This is a genomic window from Halomonas sp. PA16-9, assembly GCF_009728585.1.
GTDB lineage: Bacteria > Pseudomonadota > Gammaproteobacteria > Pseudomonadales > Halomonadaceae > Vreelandella > Vreelandella titanicae.
Window position 1 is genome coordinate 2289776 of record NZ_CP040451.1, and the last position, 21133, is coordinate 2310908.

Annotated in this window: 20 protein-coding genes and 3 pseudogenes; all 23 read left to right on the forward strand. The window is 45.0% G+C overall.

The window, feature by feature from the left end; genetic code table 11:
* Positions 1–27 precede the first annotated feature (27 nt).
* The 23 genes and pseudogenes from FDY98_RS26150 (at position 28) to FDY98_RS10605 (ending at position 21045) form a co-directional block, all read left to right on the forward strand.
* Positions 28–960, forward strand: a complete 933-nt coding sequence (locus FDY98_RS26150; protein WP_196517970.1) for a Wzz/FepE/Etk N-terminal domain-containing protein — start codon at positions 28–30, stop codon at positions 958–960.
* 7 nt (positions 961–967) lie between these two features.
* Positions 968–1714 (forward strand): GNVR domain-containing protein, encoded by a 747-nt coding sequence (locus FDY98_RS26155; RefSeq protein ID WP_196517972.1) that lies wholly within the window; start codon positions 968–970, stop codon positions 1712–1714.
* Positions 1687–2280 carry a polysaccharide biosynthesis tyrosine autokinase gene (locus tag FDY98_RS26160; RefSeq protein ID WP_196517974.1) on the forward strand — a complete coding sequence of 198 codons (594 nt, stop codon included), beginning with the start codon at positions 1687–1689 and terminating at the stop codon, positions 2278–2280. Before FDY98_RS26155 ends, FDY98_RS26160 begins: the two co-directional genes overlap by 28 nt.
* Positions 2281–2286: 6 nt before the next feature.
* Positions 2287–3324: an ABC transporter transmembrane domain-containing protein gene (locus tag FDY98_RS27735; protein ID WP_340146476.1), complete on the forward strand. Its 1038-nt coding sequence runs from the start codon at positions 2287–2289 to the stop codon at positions 3322–3324.
* A gap of 35 nt (positions 3325–3359) precedes the next feature.
* The gene (locus FDY98_RS27740; RefSeq protein ID WP_340146477.1) at positions 3360–4100 is read left to right on the forward strand and encodes an ATP-binding cassette domain-containing protein; all 741 of its coding nucleotides are present in this window, start codon (positions 3360–3362) and stop codon (positions 4098–4100) included.
* A 24-nt stretch (positions 4101–4124) separates the two neighbouring features.
* Entirely contained in the window at positions 4125–5270 is a 1146-nt protein-coding gene (locus FDY98_RS10540; protein ID WP_022523694.1) for a hypothetical protein, read from the forward strand.
* Positions 5271–5557: 287 nt separating this feature from the next.
* Positions 5558–7321 (forward strand): annotated as a pseudogene (locus FDY98_RS27745) (polysaccharide biosynthesis protein).
* 216 nt (positions 7322–7537) lie between these two features.
* On the forward strand, positions 7538–8722 hold the full coding sequence (locus FDY98_RS10550; RefSeq protein ID WP_022523692.1) for a hypothetical protein: 1185 nt from the start codon (positions 7538–7540) through the stop codon (positions 8720–8722).
* A 68-nt stretch (positions 8723–8790) separates the two neighbouring features.
* Positions 8791–9288 carry a GDP-mannose 4,6-dehydratase gene (locus FDY98_RS27750; protein WP_340146478.1) on the forward strand — a complete coding sequence of 166 codons (498 nt, stop codon included), beginning with the start codon at positions 8791–8793 and terminating at the stop codon, positions 9286–9288.
* Complete coding sequence (locus tag FDY98_RS27755; protein WP_340146881.1) at positions 9288–9473, forward strand: NAD-dependent epimerase/dehydratase family protein; 186 nt, start codon at positions 9288–9290, stop codon at positions 9471–9473. The genes FDY98_RS27750 and FDY98_RS27755 overlap by 1 nt, the downstream gene beginning before the upstream one ends.
* Positions 9436–9858 carry a hypothetical protein gene (locus tag FDY98_RS27760; RefSeq protein ID WP_340146479.1) on the forward strand — a complete coding sequence of 141 codons (423 nt, stop codon included), beginning with the start codon at positions 9436–9438 and terminating at the stop codon, positions 9856–9858. The genes FDY98_RS27755 and FDY98_RS27760 overlap by 38 nt, the downstream gene beginning before the upstream one ends.
* Positions 9859–9908: 50 nt before the next feature.
* Positions 9909–11268 (forward strand): annotated as a pseudogene (locus FDY98_RS10560) (UDP-glucose dehydrogenase family protein).
* A gap of 158 nt (positions 11269–11426) precedes the next feature.
* A pseudogene (locus FDY98_RS27765) lies at positions 11427–11885 on the forward strand (glycosyltransferase); the annotation flags it as partial.
* A 119-nt stretch (positions 11886–12004) separates the two neighbouring features.
* Complete coding sequence (locus FDY98_RS27770; RefSeq protein WP_340146480.1) at positions 12005–12634, forward strand: glycosyltransferase; 630 nt, start codon at positions 12005–12007, stop codon at positions 12632–12634.
* A 216-nt stretch (positions 12635–12850) separates the two neighbouring features.
* A complete protein-coding gene (locus FDY98_RS10570; protein ID WP_027959261.1) occupies positions 12851–13753 on the forward strand; it encodes a phosphoribosyltransferase in 903 nt (300 codons plus the stop codon).
* 147 nt (positions 13754–13900) lie between these two features.
* Positions 13901–14719, forward strand: coding sequence for a glycosyltransferase family 2 protein (locus tag FDY98_RS10575; protein ID WP_027959262.1), 819 nt, complete (start codon positions 13901–13903; stop codon positions 14717–14719).
* Positions 14720–14981: 262 nt separating this feature from the next.
* Positions 14982–15941, forward strand: coding sequence for a glycosyltransferase family 2 protein (locus tag FDY98_RS10580; protein WP_231500669.1), 960 nt, complete (start codon positions 14982–14984; stop codon positions 15939–15941).
* 44 nt (positions 15942–15985) lie between these two features.
* Complete coding sequence (locus tag FDY98_RS10585; protein WP_027959264.1) at positions 15986–16912, forward strand: glycosyltransferase family A protein; 927 nt, start codon at positions 15986–15988, stop codon at positions 16910–16912.
* A 193-nt stretch (positions 16913–17105) separates the two neighbouring features.
* On the forward strand, positions 17106–17741 hold the full coding sequence (locus FDY98_RS10590; protein ID WP_027959265.1) for an AAA family ATPase: 636 nt from the start codon (positions 17106–17108) through the stop codon (positions 17739–17741).
* Between the two features lie 310 nt (positions 17742–18051).
* Positions 18052–18696, forward strand: coding sequence for an acyltransferase family protein (locus FDY98_RS27775; protein WP_340146481.1), 645 nt, complete (start codon positions 18052–18054; stop codon positions 18694–18696).
* Positions 18609–19025, forward strand: a complete 417-nt coding sequence (locus FDY98_RS29470) for an acyltransferase family protein (RefSeq protein ID WP_442907961.1) — start codon at positions 18609–18611, stop codon at positions 19023–19025. The genes FDY98_RS27775 and FDY98_RS29470 overlap by 88 nt, the downstream gene beginning before the upstream one ends.
* Positions 19026–19182: 157 nt before the next feature.
* Positions 19183–20097 (forward strand): SGNH hydrolase domain-containing protein, encoded by a 915-nt coding sequence (locus tag FDY98_RS10600; RefSeq protein WP_155705816.1) that lies wholly within the window; start codon positions 19183–19185, stop codon positions 20095–20097.
* Positions 20098–21045, forward strand: a complete 948-nt coding sequence (locus FDY98_RS10605) for a glycosyltransferase (protein WP_009286559.1) — start codon at positions 20098–20100, stop codon at positions 21043–21045.
* The last annotated feature ends 88 nt before the right edge of the window (positions 21046–21133 follow it).

Below are 21133 nucleotides of genomic sequence, written 5' to 3' on the forward strand. Positions count from 1 at the left end.
ATATTTTCTGAGTGATGAGGCATCTCCATGACTAATTTCCCTTCACCAGCGCCGTCGCCAGCACCTCGAGAGAGCGATGAGCTTAATCTGCGTAAGTTGGTAGACACGCTGTCCGATCATCGCTGGTTTATTGTGTCGGTGACGGGATTTTTTCTGCTGGCGGGCTACTTTAATGCCAGCTCTCAGCCGAGAATTTATCAGGCCGATGCCTTAGTTCAGATAGAGACCCGAGGATCGAACTTGGCGTTTATGGAGTCATTGGGAGAGCCGCAACAAGGCAACCCTACCTCTGCTGAGCTCGAAATTCTGCAGTCACGTATGGTGTTGGGTGAAACCGCTGACCGTCTTGACCTTGCCATTCAGGTTGAGCCGCGTAGGTTGCCGGTGGTGGGGGACTTTCTGGTTCATCATGGAGTTAATCAGCAGTGGTTCGAGAGCCTCACGCCTGAATTCATTCGCCAGTGGTTAGCAGACTCTGTGGATGATGCTTGGAGTAACCCCTATGTGTGGGCTGGGGAATCACTGCGAGTCGCTCGTTTCGATGTTCCCGAGGAGAACGTGGGGGGGCATGTGTTGCGGCTTCTCGACGGCGGTGAATTCGAGCTGCTGCTGGAAGAAGAAACGCTGCTTACTGGTAGCGTTGGGGAAACGGTACAGAATGATGAATTGGGGTATCGTCTTTTTGTCAGCCAGGCAGAGGCCCACCCCGGCGCAGAATTCACATTAGTAAGAACGTCTGCTCTTAGTGCAATAAGTGAGCTGAAGAATCGCTTTGAAATCATTCCGCGTGGGTTAGAGTCGGGCGTCTATGAACTGACGTTGAACGGGGCGGATCAAAACCAGATTCAGCCAACACTAGATACGCTGACCAGCGTTTTTTTTGACTCAAAACGTGCAGCGTCATTCAGAAGAAGCAGAAAAACAGATCGCCTTTCTCAACGAGCAAATTCCTCAGGTTAGCAACCAATTGTCAGATGCCGAAGGCATGCTCAACGATTACCGAGCTCAGCGTGACTCTGTCGACCTGACGTTCGAGACACAGAACCTGCTTACTCGGGTAGTCGATGTGGAAAACCAGCTTGGTGAGTTGGCTATGCGGGAAGCGGATCTGGCTGAGAGGTACCGTCCTTCACACCCTAACTACCAAACGTTACTGAGACAACGCGGCCAGCTAGAAGCCGAGCGTGACCGACTTAACGCTCTGGTGAGTGAATTACCCGAAACCCAACAGGAAGTGCTGCGTCTTACTCGGGATACTCAGGTCAATCAGCAAGTGTATGTCCAGCTACTCAACCAGCTTCAAGAGATGCGTTTGGTGAAGGCTGGCACAGTAGGCAATGTGCGTATCTTGGATGCGGCCATGCTGTCCCCCGGTACCATTGCTCCACGTATCCCTTTAATAACCGCTGTTAGCGGCCTGTTTGGCGCCTTGTTGGCAATGTTATTAGTGATCGTTCGTATGTTGCTTAGTCGGTCTATCAAAACCCCCGAGCAGCTTGAAGAATTGGGTCTGCCTGTCTATGCCACCTTACCGAATTCCGGTGAACAGGCAGGGCTTACCGAGCGTATTCGTCCGCGTCGTGCCAAGAAAGCCAAGAAGTTTTTCGTGGCTTGCTGGCCGTCAAGAAACCCGCTGAAATTGCCGTTGAGGCATTGCGTGGGCTTCGTACCAGCCTCTACTTCGCCATGCTCGAATCCGATAACAATCGGTTGATGATTACTGGTGCTAGTCCGGGGGTAGGTAAGAGCTTCATAGCCGCGAACTTAGCGGCGGTATGTGCCCAGGCTGGCCAAAAAGTGTTGTTAATCGATGCTGATATGCGCCGCGGCCATTTGCACCATGCCTTTCACGGTAAGGGAATAAAGGGACTTTCAGAGTTGTTGGCACGGCGTATCAGTGTGGAGGAGGCCATTCGCCATAGTGAGCTTGATGGACTTGATTATGTGGCAAGAGGAAGCGTACCGCCTAATCCATCAGAGCTTTTGATGCAGCAGAGTTTTCACGACTTTCTAGACACGATAAGCCAGCACTATGACCTGGTAATCGTGGATACGCCCCCGATTCTGGCGGTAACCGATGCCTCGGTAGTCGGCAAGTTGGTTGGTACCAGTCTAATGGTGGTGCGGTTCGACACGAACCCTCCTGGCGAAATCAAAGCCGCTAAGCGTCGTCTTGAGAGTGCTGGTGTGAGGCTCAAAGGTGGAATTCTAAATGGTGTTAAGAAGCCGACCAGCAGCCGTCACGGATACTATGGCAGCTACCTCTATGCTTACCGGTGAGCCAATATGCTTAATCAATTGCGCGAATTTTATTCTTTACTAACGCAACAACAGCGCCGCCGATTGTTAGGGCTTCAGGCACTGATCATTGTGATGGCGCTAGCTCAAATTGCCAGTGTCATCGCCATTGGGCCTTTTATGGCGGTGGTCGGCGATATGAGCAAACTCCAGGGCAATGGTTGGTTAGCCTGGGCTTATACTTATAGCGGAATGCAAAGCCACAAGTCCTTCTTGAGTCTATTGGGCGGTATGGTACTTGGAGTGTTGTTAATGGCAGCGCTAATTTCCATGTATACCACCTGGCGGCTGTCGCTCTACAGTGAGCAAGTGGGAGCGGAACTCTCTAGCCGCCTCTATCGTTATTATCTGTACCAACCTTGGTTATTTCATTCGAGCCAGAATACCAGTGTCCTGATCAGCAAGGTCTCCGTTGAAGTCCAGCGCGTTACGACAAAGGTGATCAATCCAGCGATGGAGCTCAACGCCAAGGCGGTCATGGTGACCTTGATGAGCTTGGCTATCTTTATCTATAACCCTGTTGTAGCAATATCCGGCTTAGTGATATTCCTCGCCACTTATCTACTGCTTTATCAGACGGTGCGGCGCTTTCTCAGCATTAATGGAAGGCGTATATCTGAGGCTCAATCGAAACGCTTCAAGCTGATGACTGAAGGGTTTGGAGGCATCAAAGATCTTCTTTTATTGCATCGTCAGGCGAGTTTTACCACGCGGTTTGAAAAGGCCAGCAACCGCATAGCGCGAGGCCAAGGTGTAACACAAGGACTGAGTGAGGCACCCCGTTATGCTATCGAGCTAGTGGCCTTTGGTTCGGTAATCCTGCTGGTTCTTTACCTGCTTAACCTCTACCAAGGCAATCTGGGCGCCATTTTGCCGGCGCTTTCAATTTATGCCCTAGCCGGTTTCAAGATGCTGCCTGGCTTTCAGAAAATCTATACCTCCATTACTAAAATACGCGGCAACCTGGCGGCTTATGATGCAATCCGTGAAGATTTGATCGCCAGCAGTGAGGAAACCATAAACTGAAAACAGGCAGTGAATCTAAGCCTGCTGCTCAGTCAATGCCGTGGGTTCCTCAGCGAGAAATCAAAATTCATGAGGTCGCCTTCGACTACCCAGGAGCGCGAGCACGGGCGCTGAATGGCCTGACTCTGACAATTCCGGTCAACAAGATGGTCGGCTTAGTCGGTGCTTCTGGCAGTGGTAAAAGTACTGCTGTGGATCTATTGCTGGGTCTGATCGAGCCTCAGCAAGGGCAAATACTCATTGATGGTGTGGCTTTAACGCAGGAGAACTTGCGGAATTGGCATGCCAGTGTGGGGTTTGTGCCGCAACAGATATTTCTGTCCGATGCCACGATCCTCGAAAACGTCGCCTTTGCCATTGAACGCGAAAATATTGATGTTGAGAGAGTCAAAGAAGCCCTACACATGGCGCAACTCGATGAACTGATCATGCGATTTCCCGAAGGGCTCGAAACTAGAATCGGGGAGCGCGGAGTGCAGATATCAGGGGGACAGCGTCAGCGTTTGGGTATCGCCCGTGCTCTTTATCAGCAAGCCAGTGTATTAGTTTTTGATGAAGCCACCAGTGCTCTGGATGGGATCACCGAACGTCGTGTGATGGAAGATATCCAGCGCTTCGCAGGCCAAATGACGGTGGTGCTTATTGCCCACCGCCTGGCCACGGTCAAAGAGTGCGACATAATTTATATGCTTGAGGACGGGCAAGTAAGTGATGCAGGTACTTATGATGACCTGGCCAGTCGCAATCATACCTTCCAGATGATGGCTAACCTCTAGCCACAGTAGAAAAAAGGTATCGCCATGAATCTGATCGGTGCGCTATTGCTGTTTGTGGGGCTTTCGCTAAGCAGCCTTTATTTGTTTCCCAGCGGTGGGCCACAGCTGGCTGATTTTGTGCTGATCGGTTTTGCCGGCGTGATGCTTTTGATGTCATTAGGAGACAAACACCTGAAAGTTTCACCCTTCGCTATGTGCTGGGGATTAATGGTGTTGTGGGTAGTAATGGTATGCCTTAGCTGGACGTTAGTGATGGAAACCACTGAATTTTTTAGACCAGCCCAGTTTTTCCTGTTCAATTTTTTAATCGGTATGGGGCTGCTGCGTTTCCTAAGCGTTTACGGTGAACGTGCCATAGGGCTTATTCGAAATAGCATCTCTATTGCGCTAGTGATCGCCGGTGGCCATGTGTTAGTGCAATTAGCCTTGGGGATCAACCGCACCACTGGCAGCTTTAATAATCCCAATCAGCTGGCCTACTTTTCGCTATGTGGCGTAGTGGTGTTGTTAATGCTCGATGATTTTCACCCTAAAATGAGGCCTTTGGCATTGGCCGGGCTAGCTAGCGGCGTGTTGGGGATCTTATCGGCGTCGTCGTTGGCCGCTATGGGAGGTGGGGCTATGGTGGGGATCGGCTGGGCCATAGCAAATGCTAAGCAGGTCAAGTACTTTGCGCGCCTGTTGCTGCTGGTGCCACTATTATTGGGAGGTGTTGTGCTCGCCAATATTAGTACTGAGGGGCAGGTGTTGCGCAACCTGGAAGCGCGTATGGATCGAGCACCAAGCAAAATTGATAGTGTGTATGAAGAACGCAAGTTTGACCGACTGACTAACTTTCCCGCCTACGCAATATTGGGGGCAGGAGAAGCCGAACGGCAGCGTTTTGCACCATATGATGGGGCCGAAATCCACTCCTCCTTTATTAACATGTTGTTTGCTTATGGCTTGCCAGGCCTAGTGCTTTTCCTATCGATAATAGCCACCGTATTGCGCCGAGCTCCCCTTTACATCTGGGCTGGAGTAGCAGGGCCATTGATTTATTCCACTACTCATAACGGGCTGCGCGCGACGTTATTCTGGGTACTACTAGTGATCTGTTGGCATCTCTATCGAGAAGGCTCGATAGCGGCTTCCCGTCAAAATCTCGTTTTTGATCGCCCACTTCAATAATGCGGCTGTCAGCGCTGTAACTTGGCAACCCGCAAGGACGGATAGAGATAACTATGGCTAGTTTCATAAAGTCGTTATCAATGGCGCCGCGCTCCATAAAGCGCCGGGTACTTGTTGTATTTGATGGTTTGATTGTGGTGGGTAGCCTGCAACTTGCCACAATGATTCACCTGGAAAGCCTACAACCACTCAGCAGCATTTCCTTGTGGATGACCATCAGCGTGTTAGTTCCGATAAGCCTTTTGCTTTTCCGCTGGTTAGGGCTTTATCGCGCCGTCATTCGCTACATGAGCCATGCCACTGTATCCACTATAGCTGTTGTTGTGCTGGCATCGACTTTGTTAGTAGCGCCGGCCAGTTACATGGTTAACTCGCCCATTGGACTATCTATTATCATCATTTATGCGCTGCTCTTATTGTTGGGTATCGGTAGCCTGCGTTTTCTATTGCGCGAGTTGTATCGCCACAGTCAGCTTCGACAGCGCAAGCCAGTGGTGATTTATGGGGCAGGGGCCGCGGGTTGCGAGCTGGTGGCTGCTCTGCGCAATGGAGAGGAATACCAGCCGGTGGCCTTCGTTGATGACTGGCGGGGATTGGAAGGCGCCATGGTAGAAGGGCTGCGGGTACATCAGCCGGTAGCATTAGCTGCTCTGGTTCAAGAACACCGCGCCACAATGGTCTTGTTAGCTATCCCCAGCGCCCCACGTTGGCGTCGCCGCGAGATACTGCACTGGCTTTCGGGCCTTTCCGTGCCTCTTAAGACAATTCCTGGTAGCGCCGATGTAATTGCCGGTAGAGCCAAAATCAGTGAACTTCGCGATGTGGCGCTGGAGGATTTATTGGGTAGGGAGTCTGTGCCTGCCTTCCCCGAACTGATGGAGGCCAATATCCGCGATAAATCGGTCATGGTGACGGGGGCAGGAGGCTCGATAGGCAGTGAACTGTGTCGTCAGATTCTTGATCAGAATCCTGTCCGCCTGCTTTTGATCGATAACTGCGAATTTGCGCTATACGCCATTGAGCAAGAGTTGAAGCAACATATCGAAAGCACCGCGTCACGGTGCAGCTAAAACCATTGCTTATCTCTGCAGCATTCGGGCAGTCTTAAGGCAGTGTTCGAATGTTTCGAGGTGCATACTGTCTACCACGCTGCTGCTTACAAGCATGTGCCGATGGTGGAATTTAATCTCGTGCAAGGAGTGAGTAATAACGTCTTTGGCACATTGAATCTGGCCAAGGCGGCAATGTCGGCCAATGTTGAAACCTTTGTGGTGGTATCCACCGATAAAGCGGTTCGCCCCTCCAATGCCATGGGTGCATCCAAGCGTTTGACTGAGCTTATCTGTCAGGCCTTCGCACATTCTCAGTCCAACACTCGATTCTGCATGGTGCGCTTTGGCAATGTTCTGGGTTCAAGTGGCTCCGTTGTCCCAGTGTTTCGTCAGCAGATTGAGCAGGGCGGCCCCGTTAAGGTGACTCACCCGGATATCACCCGCTATTTCATGACAATTCCCGAAGCTGCGCAGCTGGTTATCCAGGCTGGCGCCATGGGGGAAGGTGGGGAGGTTTTCGTGCTCGATATGGGCGAGCCGGTACGCATTCATGATCTGGCCATGAATATGATTCGCCTTTCGGGATTGGAGGTAAGAGACGCTGCGCATCCTGAAGGGGATATCGAAATCATCTATTCCGGCTTGCGGCCTGGTGAAAAGCTTTACGAGGAATTGTTGATAGGTCATGACGTCAGCAAGACGCGCCATGATCGTATCATGACTTCAAAAGAGCGCTTCTGGGAATGGCCGAGGCTCGAAGCCTTTTTAAAGCAGCTGGAGCAGGCATTTATCGCTACTGATCACCTGCGTATCCGCCAGTTGTTGCAGTCGGCTCCACTGGACTACAACCCTTTGGACGAAATAGCCGACCTGGTATGGAAAGCGCGTCAGACCATGACCTCAGATACGCAACGCCAACATGTTGATGCAACGAACACAGCCTTAAGGTCGGTCGCCAGACTAGGCCCTGTATTACGCTCCGTACCCAAAGAAGGTTGAGAATCTTATTGAATCGCTGGCTATCACAAGACGACGGAATCTTACCAACTTTGCTGCAACCCGTTTACTTCCGGCGCCTACGCCATAGCGACTGAGCCGTTTCCCCCTCGCTCTGATCACCACTTTTCATGCTTGAGTGATGCGAAAAGCATTATTGAGCATGTCATCAATGCTTATTTAAAAATAAGTGCTCTCTTTAGCACAAGGAGGCAAGTCATGACGAACAAACAATCTGATGACGAGCAACAAGAGTGGCTATCCGGGATTACTGTTTTTCTGATTAGAGAGTGTGAGTTGGCGTATTTGGACACCCTTCTTAAGTTGCTTGATCACTATGGATTTAATGTGTTGTGTAGCGTGCCAATCGAAAGTGGGCAGCAACAGGCGCTCGCTCAGTGGGTTCTTGATGATGGACAAGAGCAAGGAAATTTTGCCAGCAGTGGGTCGCCGCCAGTTTTTCTGCTTGTGGTACAGGATGTCCATCCAGTACCGGTGAAGCGGATGTCGAGTGACTCTCCCAATTTAAGACTACCTACCATCAGGGCAACCTTCAGTGCCACGCTCTCTCCAGAGGAGAGCAAAGCAGAACAACAGAGTCCGATACATTGCTCCCGCGATGCGGATCAGGCGTTTAAGTATCTCAAAACCTTGGTGCCCGAGCAGATCGGTAAGATACGTGAAGCAGCCCTAAGCAACGATGCAGCATTTCGCACACCTTACCCGGTATTAGCTGACCTAAGTAAAGAGGTTTGCCGAGCCAAAGTAGAGCTGGTGGATTTTCATGGCACTGAGGCGATTTGCAAGACATTTCGGCCTGGGCGTGAGCGCTACCTAGAGCGTGAAGTAAAGGCGCGTGAACTCGGTGCCTCTCTGCCAGAAGTATCCCGTCTGCTAGAAGTCGGTACTCATTATCTAGTGTTTGAGCGCTATGCCAATTGCATGGAACGCATTTTATCGCCTCGTGCGCCTTTTTCTAATCATGGTTTGCTGCCTATCTGGGCCATCGAGCGCGTGAGAGCCGTTATTTTGCACTATCGCAGTCTTGGCTATGAATGCATCGATCTTAATCCGCATGACCTTATCTATGACCCTTGCCAAGGGCTAAAGATTATCGATTTCGAGTTTCTACAGCCCGGTTCTGACGAAATAAAGACGCTGAAAGGCAACTATGCCTGGTACGCCGTACCTTCGATTTTTACCGGCGATTTACCTCCTTCAGCCCGGCAGAGCTCCTATCGACAATGTTGGTTTCCCTATACCGGCCTGCCGCGAACCTTATGTCTGAGTGAGCTTCCGCGTCCGTTACTTGCCATGGTGCGTTCAGTGGCTCTGGTGCCCTTGACGTTGGATGGCTTGAGGCGAGTGAGCTGGCGCCATATTCAGCGCTTTGTACGCAGCTGAGATTAGCGCTGTTATTTGCCCTACTCCTGCCAATGCCCTCTATTCCTCCCACGTCATGGAGTTATTAAATGAAGATTCTTGTTACCGGCCATGCCGGATTCATCGGCTTTCACACTGCCAAGCGGCTACTGGAGCGTGGTGATAGTGTCGTCGGCTTTGATAGCGTCAATGACTATTATGACCCTGCCATTAAGGAGGCGCGCCTAAAAATTCTTGAGCAGACGGCGAAAGAGACAAGAAACGACTACCTTTCTATTCGCGCTAATCTAGCTGATCAACAGGCGGTGGCCGAGTGTTTTAATGAACACCACTTTGACCGAGTTATTCATCTAGCTGCCCAAGCAGGGGTTCGTTATTCGCTGGAAAACCCACTTAGTTATGTGGAAAGTAACTTGATTGGGTTTACTAATGTTTTGGAGGCGTGTCGTTACTCCAGCATTGCGCACCTGACGTACGCCAGTACCAGTAGTGTTTATGGCGCTAATACTTTAATGCCGTTTTCCGAGCATGAAGGAGCCAACCATCCACTGCAATTTTATGCTGCCACCAAAAAGCCAATGAAATGATGGCCCACAGTTATAGTCATTTGTTTAGATTACCGACCACCGGGCTAAGGTTTTTCACCGTCTATGGCCCCTGGGGGCGCCCAGATATGGCGCTTTTTAAATTCACCAAAAATATTTTGGCCAATGAGCCCATCCAGGTTTTCAATTATGGCTGCCATAACCCGCGACTTCACCTATGTGGATGATATTGTTGAGGGCGTTATTCGCGCCAGTGATGATATAGCCACTCCTGCTTTTGAGTGGAATAGCGATAACCCTGACCCTGCTACCAGCAATGCGCCATTTCGTATCTTCAACATTGGCAATAATGATCCTGTGACGGTCAACATCTATATCGAAGCCATTGAAAAAGCATTAGGTAGAAAGGCCATCAAGGATCTACTGCCTTTGCAGCCTGGCGATGTTCCAGACACTTATGCGGATTCAGGTGAATTAGAAAAAAAGGTTGGTTATAGGCCCGCCACATCAGTTTTTCATGGCGTTGCCAAGTTTGTCGAATGGTATCGAAGTTACTATTCGCCAAATAAGGCGAGCAGCACCATAAGTGAAATTCATAGCTTGCCTAAATAAAACTTCTCTCTAATTTTTCTCACCACTTTACTCTCCAGTTAGGAAATCCAATGAACGTTACAGTTTTCGGCACGGGTTACGTAGGCCCTGGTTCAAGGAACTATTCTGGCTGAAGTTGGCCATCATGTTGTTTGCATCGATCTAGATGATCATAAGGTCGAACAACTTAGGCAGGGCAACATCCCTATTTATGAACCTGGTCTAGAATCTTTAGTAAAAGAGAACTACGCCGCTGGGCGCCTTGAGTTTTCTACCGATGCGGCCACGGGAGTCAACCATGGCCAAGTGCAGTTTATTGCTGTGGGAACTCCACCGGACGAAGACGGTAGTGCTGATCTCAAGTACGTTCTCACTGTGGCTGCCACCATTGCCGAACATATGGAGCAGAACCAAATTATCATTAACAAATCCACCGTACCTGTAGGTAGTGCTGACAAAGTGCGTGACGAGGTGGAAAAAGTGCTGGAAAGGCGCGGACGCAATGATATCGCGTTTGACGTGGTGTCTAATCCTGAGTTTTTAAAAGAAGGTAGTGCGGTCGTAGACTGCCAAAAGCCTGATCGTATTATTATCGGCACAGAGTGCGATGCCACGATTGAAGTCATGCGCGAGCTATACGCCCCCTTCAATCGTAATCACGACAAGATCATCGTGATGGATGTAAAAAGTGCCGAACTGACCAAGTATGCAGCTAATTGCATGTTGGCTACCAAAATCAGTTTTATGAACGAAATGGCAAACCTGGCTGAGCGTCTGGGTGCCGATATTGAGGCGGTGCGTAAAGGAATAGGCTCGGATCCACGCATTGGTTACGACTTCATTTATCCCGGTGTGGGCTATGGCGGTTCGTGCTTTCCTAAAGATCTGCAGGCTCTTATCCACGTCTCGAATACCATTGATTTTGACGCCAAATTACTCAAAGCAGTGGAGTCGCGTAATAAAGAGCAAAAAAACACGCTATTCAATAAGATAAGCCAGCACTTCCATGCTGAATTAAAGGGTAAGACCTTCGCCATTTGGGGGCTTTCATTCAAGCCCAACACTGATGATATGCGCGATGCCCCCAGCAGGGTACTAATGGAGGCACTTTGGGCAGCTGGTGCCAAGGTGCAGGCTTATGATCCGGAAGCCATGGAAGAAGCTCAGCGTCTCTACGGGAGTCATGATCACTTAATCCTTTGTGGAACCAAAGAAGCAGCTTTAAAGAATACTGACGCCTTGATTATCGTCACGGAGTGGCAGAACTTCCGTGCACCTGATTTTGATCTTATTAAAGAGAAATTAACTGAACCCACTATCTTTGATGGGCGTAATATTTATGAGCCGCGCCGAATGAGGGCGAAAGGATTTACTTATTATTCAGTAGGTAGGCCCAGCCCATTAGAATCTTCATATCTAGCTTCTAATTAAATATTCCATGTATCACATGATTTTGTTTATATTCACTACTTTAAGGATGCATTTATGTTATGCATGGGTCTTTATTATAAGTAGGCGTTTATATTTTCGAATTTATATGTTTTTAGCTGGTAATTTTTTTACTATCTGGTGTTCGTTGAGGAGGCAGCATGAACTCTAAGCTTAATAAACCAAAACGTCGCTTTCTGCTAGTGTCGGGCTCAAGCTATTCCTTAGTCAATTTTCGGGGGCCGCTCGTACAAAGCCTGATTAGTGCAGGATTAGAAGTACATGCGGCATCACCAGGGTTACATGATGATCCAAGGACATGCCGCCAGTTAGAGGCTTGGGGAGTATTTGTTCACGATATCCCCATGCAACGAACAGGCCTTAACCCGTGGTATGATTTTTTGACTCTAAAAGCACTTTACTTGTTGATGCGTAATATACGACCCGATGTCGTTCTGGCATATACCATCAAGCCGGTGGTGTATGGGATGTTGGCGGCTTGGCTGGCGAAGGTTCCTCAACGTTATGCATTGATCACTGGCCTGGGATATGCCTTTGCCGGAGAGGCACGCGGTAAGCGCGCTCTGGTTTTCCATCTGGTGCGTAGACTTTATTCGGCAGCTTTGAATAAGGTGGATAAGGTGTTTTTCCAGAACCCGATGATGAAAGCTTATTTCGTGATTTGGGAATACTACGCGATCGCGTACCTTCCCAAGTGCTCAATGGGTCAGGGGTCGATATGGCGCATTTTGCTACAGCCCCTTTACCTGATGGGCCGCCACGTTTTTTATTGGTTGCTCGCTTGTTGGCAGACAAAGGTGTCCGCCAGTACGCTGAGGCAGCTAGGCGAATCAAGCAGCAGCGCCCTGAGGTAGTATTTCAACTGGCTGGTGATATCGACAGCAACCCCGATACGATTTCGCAACAAGAGTTGGATACTTGGGTGGGAGAGGGATCGCTTGAACACTTGGGTTGGCTGAATGATGTGCGCCCGGCACTTGCCGAGAGTAGCGTTTTTGTACTGCCTAGTTATTACCGAGAAGGCACGCCGCGCTCAATTCTGGAAGCCATGTCTATGGGGCGAGCGGTCATCACTACCGATGCACCTGGATGTCGAGAAACCGTCACTAATGGCGATAACGGCTACTTGATACCTGTAAAAAATGTCGATGCGCTTGTTAAAGCCATGCAACACTTTATTGACAGACCAGCTTTAGTTAAAACCATGGGACAGCGCTCCCACGAGATTGCTAAAGATAAATACGATGTGCATAAAGTCAATGCCGTTATGCTTGAAGCAATGGGTATAGGAAAACCAGAGCTTCGTAATAGGGTGCAAAAACCATTTGATACTATTACTGCTAAATAAAATTGTAGCGTAGTGCTGCGTTTATCTACATTATACCCTGAAAAAGTACTAACAGCCTCGATACTAATTTCCTGATTTTATCTAATTTAATAGCTGCGGCATCTCTGATGCAATAGGTATTTCGATTGGTGGTCACCATATATCTATCTGTATCAGCTAAATGGGTGGTAGATAGCTGTTTCTGAAAATATTGAGCGAGTTGTCGGAGAAAACTTAATGCAGATTCAGTTCAAGTCATATGGTGATCTCGGCAGGGATATTACAAAGAATTTTGAAAAATTTTCTGGTGACTGGGACTTAGTCGTCGGGGTACCAAGAAGTGGTATGGTTCCCGCCTACATGATTGCACTTGCACTAAATATAAATTGTACGGATATTTCATCCTGGGTTAATAATTATCCATTGAAAAAAGGGCTTACGCGATGCGTGAGAAAAGATTTGAACTCTCCCTGGGAGGCACAAAAAGTTCTTATTGTAGACGACAGTATAATGACCGGAGGTTCAATAAGAAACGAAATTAACGCGCTCCCCGATTGGTTAGCAGCACGTGCATCGACACTGGCTATTTACTCAGGCAAGCCAATCAGAAGTGATATAGATATTATTCTTGAATTTCTTCCCCATCCAAGAGCTTTTGAATGGAATATATTTCATCATAATGTAATGAGTAGGTCTTGTATTTGTCTTGAGGGGATGATGTCAGAAAACGAACTTTGTGATGATACAGGTACTACACGCTTTCGTTATCTTCCTTCAAGAGATATCGATACAATCGTTACGTCTCAGAGTGAGTCAAACCGACATAAGGTAGAAGCTTTACTGATGGATAACGGGGTTTCGTATCGTAATCTCGTTATGAAGAAAAATAATAAGAATGTCATGACTATTGATTCGCAGGTGAAATTCAAGGTTGAGACTTTTGTTGCATCCACGGCGGACTTGTTTGTCGAGTTTAATTCTTATCAAGCAAAACTAATTTGTCGAGAAGCAGGTAAGCCTGTTTTCTGTTTTAGTGATAGCCGTATATATAATCCTGAAGATCAGCTTGGGGCTCGTTTTGCCAAGAATAAAATAAAATTATTGATATGGAAAGTAGTCAATATGAAATTTCGCCGATAGAAAAGAGATATAAATTATTTTCTGGCTAAATAAATTGTTAGTTCTGTAGTTAATATGCTAGTGAGTTTTTACTGTCTGTTAATGATAATTATTATTAATAGAAAAGGTTCTCATCATCAGCTTGTCTGATGCCATGGAGGTGGCCTAATGAATCAGATTGATATTTCTGTCATTATGACTGTGAAAAATGGATCCAAATACCTGGAATCAAGTCTTTCTTCCGTTTTTTCTCAAACCTATCTACCTAAAGAAGTTGTTGTGGTCAACGATGGGTCAGACGATGATACCTGGGAAGTGCTCAAGAAGTTACGTCACATGGCCCCTGTCCAGGTTCAGTTAGTGGATACGCAAGGTGTTGGTCGTGCGCGGGCGCTTAACATTGCTGTCAATCATACTCGTTATCCGTGGCTGGCCAATATCGACGCAGACGACCAATGGCTACCCGAAAAATTGGCGCAGCAGGTCGCCACTATAAGCCTATTTCCAAATGTGGAGCTTGTCGTAACAGCTAGCCAGATCGTTTATGGAGAAGGGGAAGGGGAGTTAGTTATTAGTAGAGGATTCTCCGTCACACCAATGGGGTGTGATAGTTTTTATGTTAACAATCCAATAAATCATAGCTCTATATTGTTCTCTCGACGATTTTTTGATGAGGTTGGAGGGTACGATGAAGCATTGTTTAGACAGGTCGATATAGACCTGTGGGTACGCGCTCTGAGAAAAGGTTTTATATTTTACCAAGTGGATTTACCGCTAACAGTTAAACGACTTCACGAAGGACAGAGCTTTGAAGTCGGAAATCGATTGAGTTATACATTTAATTCATTGAAAATTAGTCTAAAAAAATTACGACAGCTTAAAGCTCCTTTCTACTATTTTCCAATTGCTTTTGTTAAATTTTTTTATAATAACATTCCAAGAAGCATCCGGCGTCGCTTGAAAAGGGTGAGCCTTTGGAAATTATAATGATGCTCATCTTTGATATGCTTTAGGGATCGCGCCTGGAATAGCATAATCCTAAATAATTAGCGACATAAAGTGTGTATGTTCTCCATTTGCATTTTACGAATGCACGAAATTCCAGGCTTCTCTTTATGCCAAACAAAAATGTTTATTATATTAAAATGGCAACTAAGGTCAGGTGCTGCCGTATTAATCGCATGTATATGTTAGCCAATAATTAAACGCTGTATTGAGTTTTCAAGGGCATGATTATGCAGGGGACACTATGAGCAAGGTGATCGCGGTGATACTCACCTACAATCGGCAGGATTTGCTACAGCTATGTTTAGCTGCCATTTATTCACAAACATGCATTTGTGACCAGGTGATTGTGGTCGATAATGCTAGCGATGATAATACACAAGAAATGCTAAGTGAATTGGACTATCCGAATCTAAAAGTGTATTTGCTGTCGCAGAATGTAGGTGCTGCAGGTGGATTCAATGCTGGGTTTCGTCTCGCATATAAGGAAGGAGCTGATTATATCTGGATGATGGACGATGATGTCATTCCGGAGCCGTTTGCCTTGCAAAGATTAATTGAAGCAGATAATACCTTGGATGAAAATGGTATTGACAGAGCCTACCTGATCTCTACTGCTTTTACAGAAAATGGTTATGTAACTAATTCACCTTCTATCAACAAAAAAATTAATCATATTGGATATAAAGATTGGCCAAAATTTGCTCAATATGGTGTTGTCTCCGTTGATCGAGCAACTTTTGTATCTATTCTTGTTCCCCGCGGTACCATTGACAGGTATGGTTTGCCTATTTCCGATATGTTCATATGGGGCGAGGATACTGAATATACATTAAGAATAACGGAAGATGTTCCCGGGTTTGTTGTGGGTGCCAGCAAAGTGATGCATTTACGGCAGGAGAAAGGAGTGCTAAATATTATTTCTGAAAATAGTGAGGTGCGCCTTAAGTATTACAAGTACTTAATAAGAAATAGAATATTTGTCACAAAAAAATATCGTCCAGCTCGTGTCGTAATAAAAATTATGTGTTTAGATTTGTATATGATATTAAAATTATTACGAAGAAGACAGTTAAAAAAAGCTGGTATTGTAACAGCTGGTTTGGTTGAAGGTTTTTTGTTTTCACCTGAAATTGAATACATTGATTCACCGGTTAAAAGTCAATGTCTTCCATTGAGAATTTATAAATGTGAAAGTTTATAGTTTTTTGGCTAAAGTAGGCTAATAGCTTAAGACGAGGTGAGTTTATGTATAAGTTTTCTGTCATAGTGCCTGTTCATAACAAGGCTTCCACTTTGTTGGACTCTCTCTCGTGTCTTTATAATCAGACCTTTAAGAATTTTGAAATCATTGTCGTTGATGATGCCTCTACAGATGGGTCTCTCCAGATTTTATTGCAAGAGGAACGCAAGGGTAAGCTGCGACTGTTCCAGAGAGATAAGCCTGGCCCAGGTGGCTACGCCGCGCGCAATTATGGAGCACAGCAGGCAACAGCTGAATGGTTGGTTTTTTTTGATGCAGACGACCTGCTTGTGTATGACCACCTTTCAAGGTTTGCTAATGCTATTTCCGAAAACCCATCTGTTAATCTTTTTGTAAATGCATTTCGGAAGATGGAAGGAAATATAGTAATTCCGAGAAGTGAACCTTTGAAAAATGGAGTCATGAGTCGACAGGAAGCCTTAGCAGCGTTCTCACGTTCTGATTTCATTCACATGAACGGCGCTTGCATACATAGAAATACATTCATGGCCCTTGGTGGTTTTCCTGTTGATCGATATCGACGTGCTGGGGATGTTTATTTTTGGTTAAAAGTGATATGCAGTCTTAAAATGGTTCACTATGATCCCACCGTTACGAGTATGTGGTTGCTTCATAATAGCGGCGTGGTAAGCGACAAAAATAATATGATTCAAATTCATCCTTGCTTAGACTTAAAGAGTGAATGTGAAGTTGACCTAACGTGGCTTGAAAAACATTATTTAAATGCCGCTATTAATCGTAAAATATTGTCATGGGCGGTTGAAAAAAAGATAGTTGGAAGGTCGGTTAAGAAAGATATATGCTCATTAATATTATTTAGTATGCGACCCCGCCAGTGGATGACCTTGGCGACTCTAACAATACCTCAGCCCTATTACTGTAGATTACGGAATCGCGTGCTAAGTGGTTAAAAACCATATTTTCTTTTTATTTCAGGGATTTTTTCTAAATTAAAGTGAAATAGATTATCTAAATAATGGTGCAATTCTCAGAGGATTCGCGGGAACTGTTGTGTCGCCAACACTAACTACCCTGTCTGACGTCAGCATATCTCAGCGAATAATAATAAATCTATGCAACAGCTTCCTTATTAGGTGATTAGCCATGACTCAATTAGCATTCACCGCAAAAAACTGGTTAGGTCGACTGCGTACTTTTGAGTATAAGGCACATTTTTTTGTGAAAGGTGTCTTTGATTATCAGATGGATAACGCAAATAAATCGCTTTTCATAGAAGTTGTAGGGTGCCCAGGGGTGGGAAAGAGTACTCTGATAGAGTATATGGAGGAAAAGAGATTAATTAAAGGTTTGATTCGTGCAAGATTGTGGATTGCCAGACTGCAACATAATACGAACATCGACAGTGCTTATGAAAGAATTTTATATTACAAGTTAATAAGTTTGGAGGATGAAAGGTCAAAGTTCAAGTATTTTCGATACGCCATTACTCCAAGAGCAATAGATAAATATGTTGAAAATAAAAAAATCCCCACTGTGTTGCTAATAGACGAAGGGCTTTTTCACCACTTCAAATATGAAATTAGTGATAATTGGGGAAAGGATAAGGCTTTATTTAGTAAGCTGATGGAAAAAAGGGTTGTTGTGCATATGACCGCTCGGCCAGAAATTATAGCGGAGCGCATTCTTAAGCGTTACAGGGATACTGGTAATCTGTTGCCATATTATAAAAATAAACATGAATATGAAATTGCTGAGTACTGTAGAAAAGCTCAAGAATAAAGAAAGAAAGTGATCGGGGAGTTTGAAAAAAGAGGAGTGTCAGTGTTAACGGTTAATGCTGAAGATGGTGAGCAAGCGAATACGAAACACATAGATGATTTTATCAAAATACTAATGAATGATTACTTAGGAGCTAATTGATTTAACTCGAGGTTGGTTTTTCTAGAAAATACCCGTTGATGAGTAAGAAAATTATCTATTTTTGCCGAAAACTCCTTTACGCAGACTTTAAACTCTCCTCTGGAGGCCCTCAAGGGCATCTGTGGGTAGATGTGTTGAATGTTTTTGCTATTTATTAAGGAGGATAGAAGTGAACAAAACGTTTGATGTTTATACTCTCGATAACAAGTATCGTAAGGATATTCAAGGAGTTCGTGCCATCGGCGCGATACTGGTGCTTGTTTTCCATATCTGGTTTCAGAAGGTATCTGGAGGTGTCGATGTATTTTTCGTTGTATCTGGTTTTCTAATGACCGGAATGTTGCTTCGTCAGTATGCAAGGGATGGTAATATAAAGCCCTTTCATTTTTGGGGAGGAATTATTAAACGGGTGGCTCCATCCGCTTATGTTGTACTCTTAACGACTTTCATTCTCAGTTATTTTTTCGTACCACCTGTTTACTGGGTGGCTACAATACATGAATTTATTTTTAGCGCAGGGCATTTAGAAAACTTATTGCTAATAAGAAGAGAGGTTGATTACTTACAAATTGGAGACCCAGCAAGCCCTTTTCAACAGTATTGGGCACTATCAATTCAAGTGCAATTCTATGCCTTTCTCCCTTTGCTTATTGGGCCACTATTGTATATTTCAAACAAAATGAAATCATTGATACCTTTAATGTTGGGAGTTTCTATAGTTTTTTTATTTCTTTTGTTTACTCGTTGGTCTCTACGCATTTTACTCCTAACACAGCCTATTTTAATCCTTTGGGAAGAGTCTGGGAGTTTCTAGCCGGTGCCTTGGTTGCTATATTTATTCCTTATATTAAGTTGAATAAAAAAACGGCATCAATCATCTCTTTTCTAGGTATTTTTATTCTCTTTAGCATCGGTATAGCATTTCCTAGCGACTGGAATTTCCCTGGATATGTCGCGCTATTTCCTGTTGTTTCAGCTGCTTTTATCATCATTTCAGGAAACGAATATGAAAAACGTACACTGGTGAATAGGTTATTGTCAAATCGATATCTTGTCATGTTGGGTGCCATGTCTTTTACCATTTACCTTTGGCACTGGCCGATATTGGTTTTTTTCAGCACTATTATGAAACAACAAACTTAGGCGTTGTAAAAGGTATGACCATTGTTGTATTAGGAGTTTTGCTGGCTATTATTACGACCTGGTTGATTGAAAAGCCTTTTAGGAAAATACCCAAGTCTAGGGTTTGGATCTCCTATATTGCAGGTTTTTCATTTTCATTCCTTCGGTTACGCTTGGGTTGGGTGCTAAATACTATATTGAAAATCTGCATGATGTAAAAGTTGATTTTAAAAGATCTGCATTCGAGGGCGATGAGATTTCTATACAAAACGATGCTTCCAATTTGAACTATTGGTATGTTACCGCCATTTCTAATGACTTAGGCGAGACCATGGACAGAGATAATGGTTGTGCTACGGTCATTACAGAGTCCAAAATTTCATCTTGTGATTTTGGAGATACCTCTTCAGGAAATGTAGTCGCACTCGTAGGCGGGTCGCATATAGGTCAGTGGGAACCTTTTTTCTCGAGTCTAGGGAATGAATATGGATTTAAAGTGGTAAGTATCATAAAGAATTCTTGTTCCCTTGGCTATGAAATTGTGGAAGGTAATGATACTTGTAAGTTATGGAATGAAAATATCGTTGATTATTTAAGTGACCTGTCCCCTGATCTTGTTATAACAAACTCGACGAGGTCGAATCGTCCCCGTGAGAATAGATTAGTAGTAGGGAATTCTGTTGAGTTTGTTCCTTCTGGACATGTGGAAAAATGGAAGGAAATATCTGCTTTAGGTATTCCTGTAATGGGTATAAGAGATAACCCTTGGTTTGAAAGTGATCCAAGCTATTGCGTTTGGAAGAACCGTCATGAGGCAAGCCTATGTGCTCGACCCATTGAAGAGGTGTTGCTATCTGTTAATCCTGCAGATGCGTATGTAGGTGAAATACCTCTGTTTATCTCAATAGACTTTACCGAATTAATTTGTGTTGAGGGATTATGTCCGGCATATTTTGATGAAAGATTGATGTGGTCTGATACCCACCACCTGACTCGAAATTATCTGGAATATATCACCCCAAGCCTGAAAGCTTCGCTTGAGCATCAGACGTCAATTTTTCAGGTTTTTAATAATTACGGGGAGAGCAACTAAATGTCCATTTATGAATTTGAAAAAGCGGTGAAATGTAAAAGTGCGATAGAGGATGCAGGTGGGGTTACGAAGGTTCGCAGCCCAAGAGCTTCAGTAATTGTGCCTACTTATCATGATTGGGCTCGATTGAAGCTGTGTGTTAATGCTTTGAAAAACCAAACATTTCCCCAGGATGATTTTGAAGTTATTATTGTAAATAATGCACCAGAAGATACACCACCTGTTGATTTCTCTTTGCCTCACAATTTCTGTATCATTAAAGAGGGAAAGCCGGGATCATATGCTGCAAGAAATGCAGCTTTAAAATTGGCGAAAGGTGAAATTATTGCTTTTACTGATTCTGATTGTATTCCGGATCCTTACTGGCTGGAAGCTGCTGTTAACCATTTTGATAAAGGTGTAGAGCGAATAGCAGGAAAAATAGAGCTTTTTTTTAAGTCTGATAAGCTCACCCTAGTCGAAATTTATGAGAAGGCTTTTGCCTTTGATCAGGAAAAATATGCTCAGACTGGAGGAGCAGCAACTGCCAATATGATTACATTGGCGAAACACTTTGAGACGGTTGGGCTTTTTAACGATACATTAATGTCAGGAGGCGATAATGAGTGGGGCTGGCGAGCAAAAGATAAAGGTATATCTATTGAGTATGCTCCAGACGTTATTGTAAATCATCCTGCTCGTGCCGATATGAAAGCTATGCTAAAAAAACGCAAAAGGGTGATCGGTGGGGAAGTATGCAATAAAAATAATGCTTCTAAAAATACCTTTTTTTTAATTCTTCTTAAAGGCTATTTTCCTCCACGAAGACAGTTAAATATTTTTGGTAGAAAAGGACTCTCATTTTCTAGAAAGTTTTTGGCATATTTGTTGTGTTATTACTTTAAGATTTACTCAACTACTTATAAGTTAGCCTTGCTAATAGGTATTGCAAAGCCCGAGAGGTCTTGATCAATAAAATGAAATGTTGTTGACTCTGTATAAGGTTCATAAAATATAAACCCTCCATAAATATTGGAGGGTTTTTTTTGGTATAAAT

What these genes read in the sequence shown, in the direction of transcription:
- FDY98_RS26150 (WP_196517970.1), top strand. Translation starts at nt 28, where the DNA reads ATGACTAATTTCCCTTCACCAGCGCCGTCGCCAGCACCTCGAGAGAGC.
- FDY98_RS10550 (WP_022523692.1), top strand. Translation starts at nt 7,538, where the DNA reads ATGACGAACAAACAATCTGATGACGAGCAACAAGAGTGGCTATCCGGG.
- FDY98_RS10605 (WP_009286559.1), top strand. Translation starts at nt 20,098, where the DNA reads ATGTCCATTTATGAATTTGAAAAAGCGGTGAAATGTAAAAGTGCGATA.
- FDY98_RS27760 (WP_340146479.1), top strand. Translation starts at nt 9,436, where the DNA reads ATGGCTGCCATAACCCGCGACTTCACCTATGTGGATGATATTGTTGAG.
- FDY98_RS27770 (WP_340146480.1), top strand. Translation starts at nt 12,005, where the DNA reads ATGGCGCATTTTGCTACAGCCCCTTTACCTGATGGGCCGCCACGTTTT.
- FDY98_RS10570 (WP_027959261.1), top strand. Translation starts at nt 12,851, where the DNA reads ATGCAGATTCAGTTCAAGTCATATGGTGATCTCGGCAGGGATATTACA.
- FDY98_RS27750 (WP_340146478.1), top strand. Translation starts at nt 8,791, where the DNA reads ATGAAGATTCTTGTTACCGGCCATGCCGGATTCATCGGCTTTCACACT.
- FDY98_RS27755 (WP_340146881.1), top strand. Translation starts at nt 9,288, where the DNA reads ATGGCCCACAGTTATAGTCATTTGTTTAGATTACCGACCACCGGGCTA.
- FDY98_RS10575 (WP_027959262.1), top strand. Translation starts at nt 13,901, where the DNA reads ATGAATCAGATTGATATTTCTGTCATTATGACTGTGAAAAATGGATCC.
- FDY98_RS10585 (WP_027959264.1), top strand. Translation starts at nt 15,986, where the DNA reads ATGTATAAGTTTTCTGTCATAGTGCCTGTTCATAACAAGGCTTCCACT.
- FDY98_RS10540 (WP_022523694.1), top strand. Translation starts at nt 4,125, where the DNA reads ATGAATCTGATCGGTGCGCTATTGCTGTTTGTGGGGCTTTCGCTAAGC.
- FDY98_RS27735 (WP_340146476.1), top strand. Translation starts at nt 2,287, where the DNA reads ATGCTTAATCAATTGCGCGAATTTTATTCTTTACTAACGCAACAACAG.
- FDY98_RS10580 (WP_231500669.1), top strand. Translation starts at nt 14,982, where the DNA reads ATGAGCAAGGTGATCGCGGTGATACTCACCTACAATCGGCAGGATTTG.
- FDY98_RS10590 (WP_027959265.1), top strand. Translation starts at nt 17,106, where the DNA reads ATGACTCAATTAGCATTCACCGCAAAAAACTGGTTAGGTCGACTGCGT.
- FDY98_RS26160 (WP_196517974.1), top strand. Translation starts at nt 1,687, where the DNA reads ATGCTCGAATCCGATAACAATCGGTTGATGATTACTGGTGCTAGTCCG.
- FDY98_RS27740 (WP_340146477.1), top strand. Translation starts at nt 3,360, where the DNA reads ATGCCGTGGGTTCCTCAGCGAGAAATCAAAATTCATGAGGTCGCCTTC.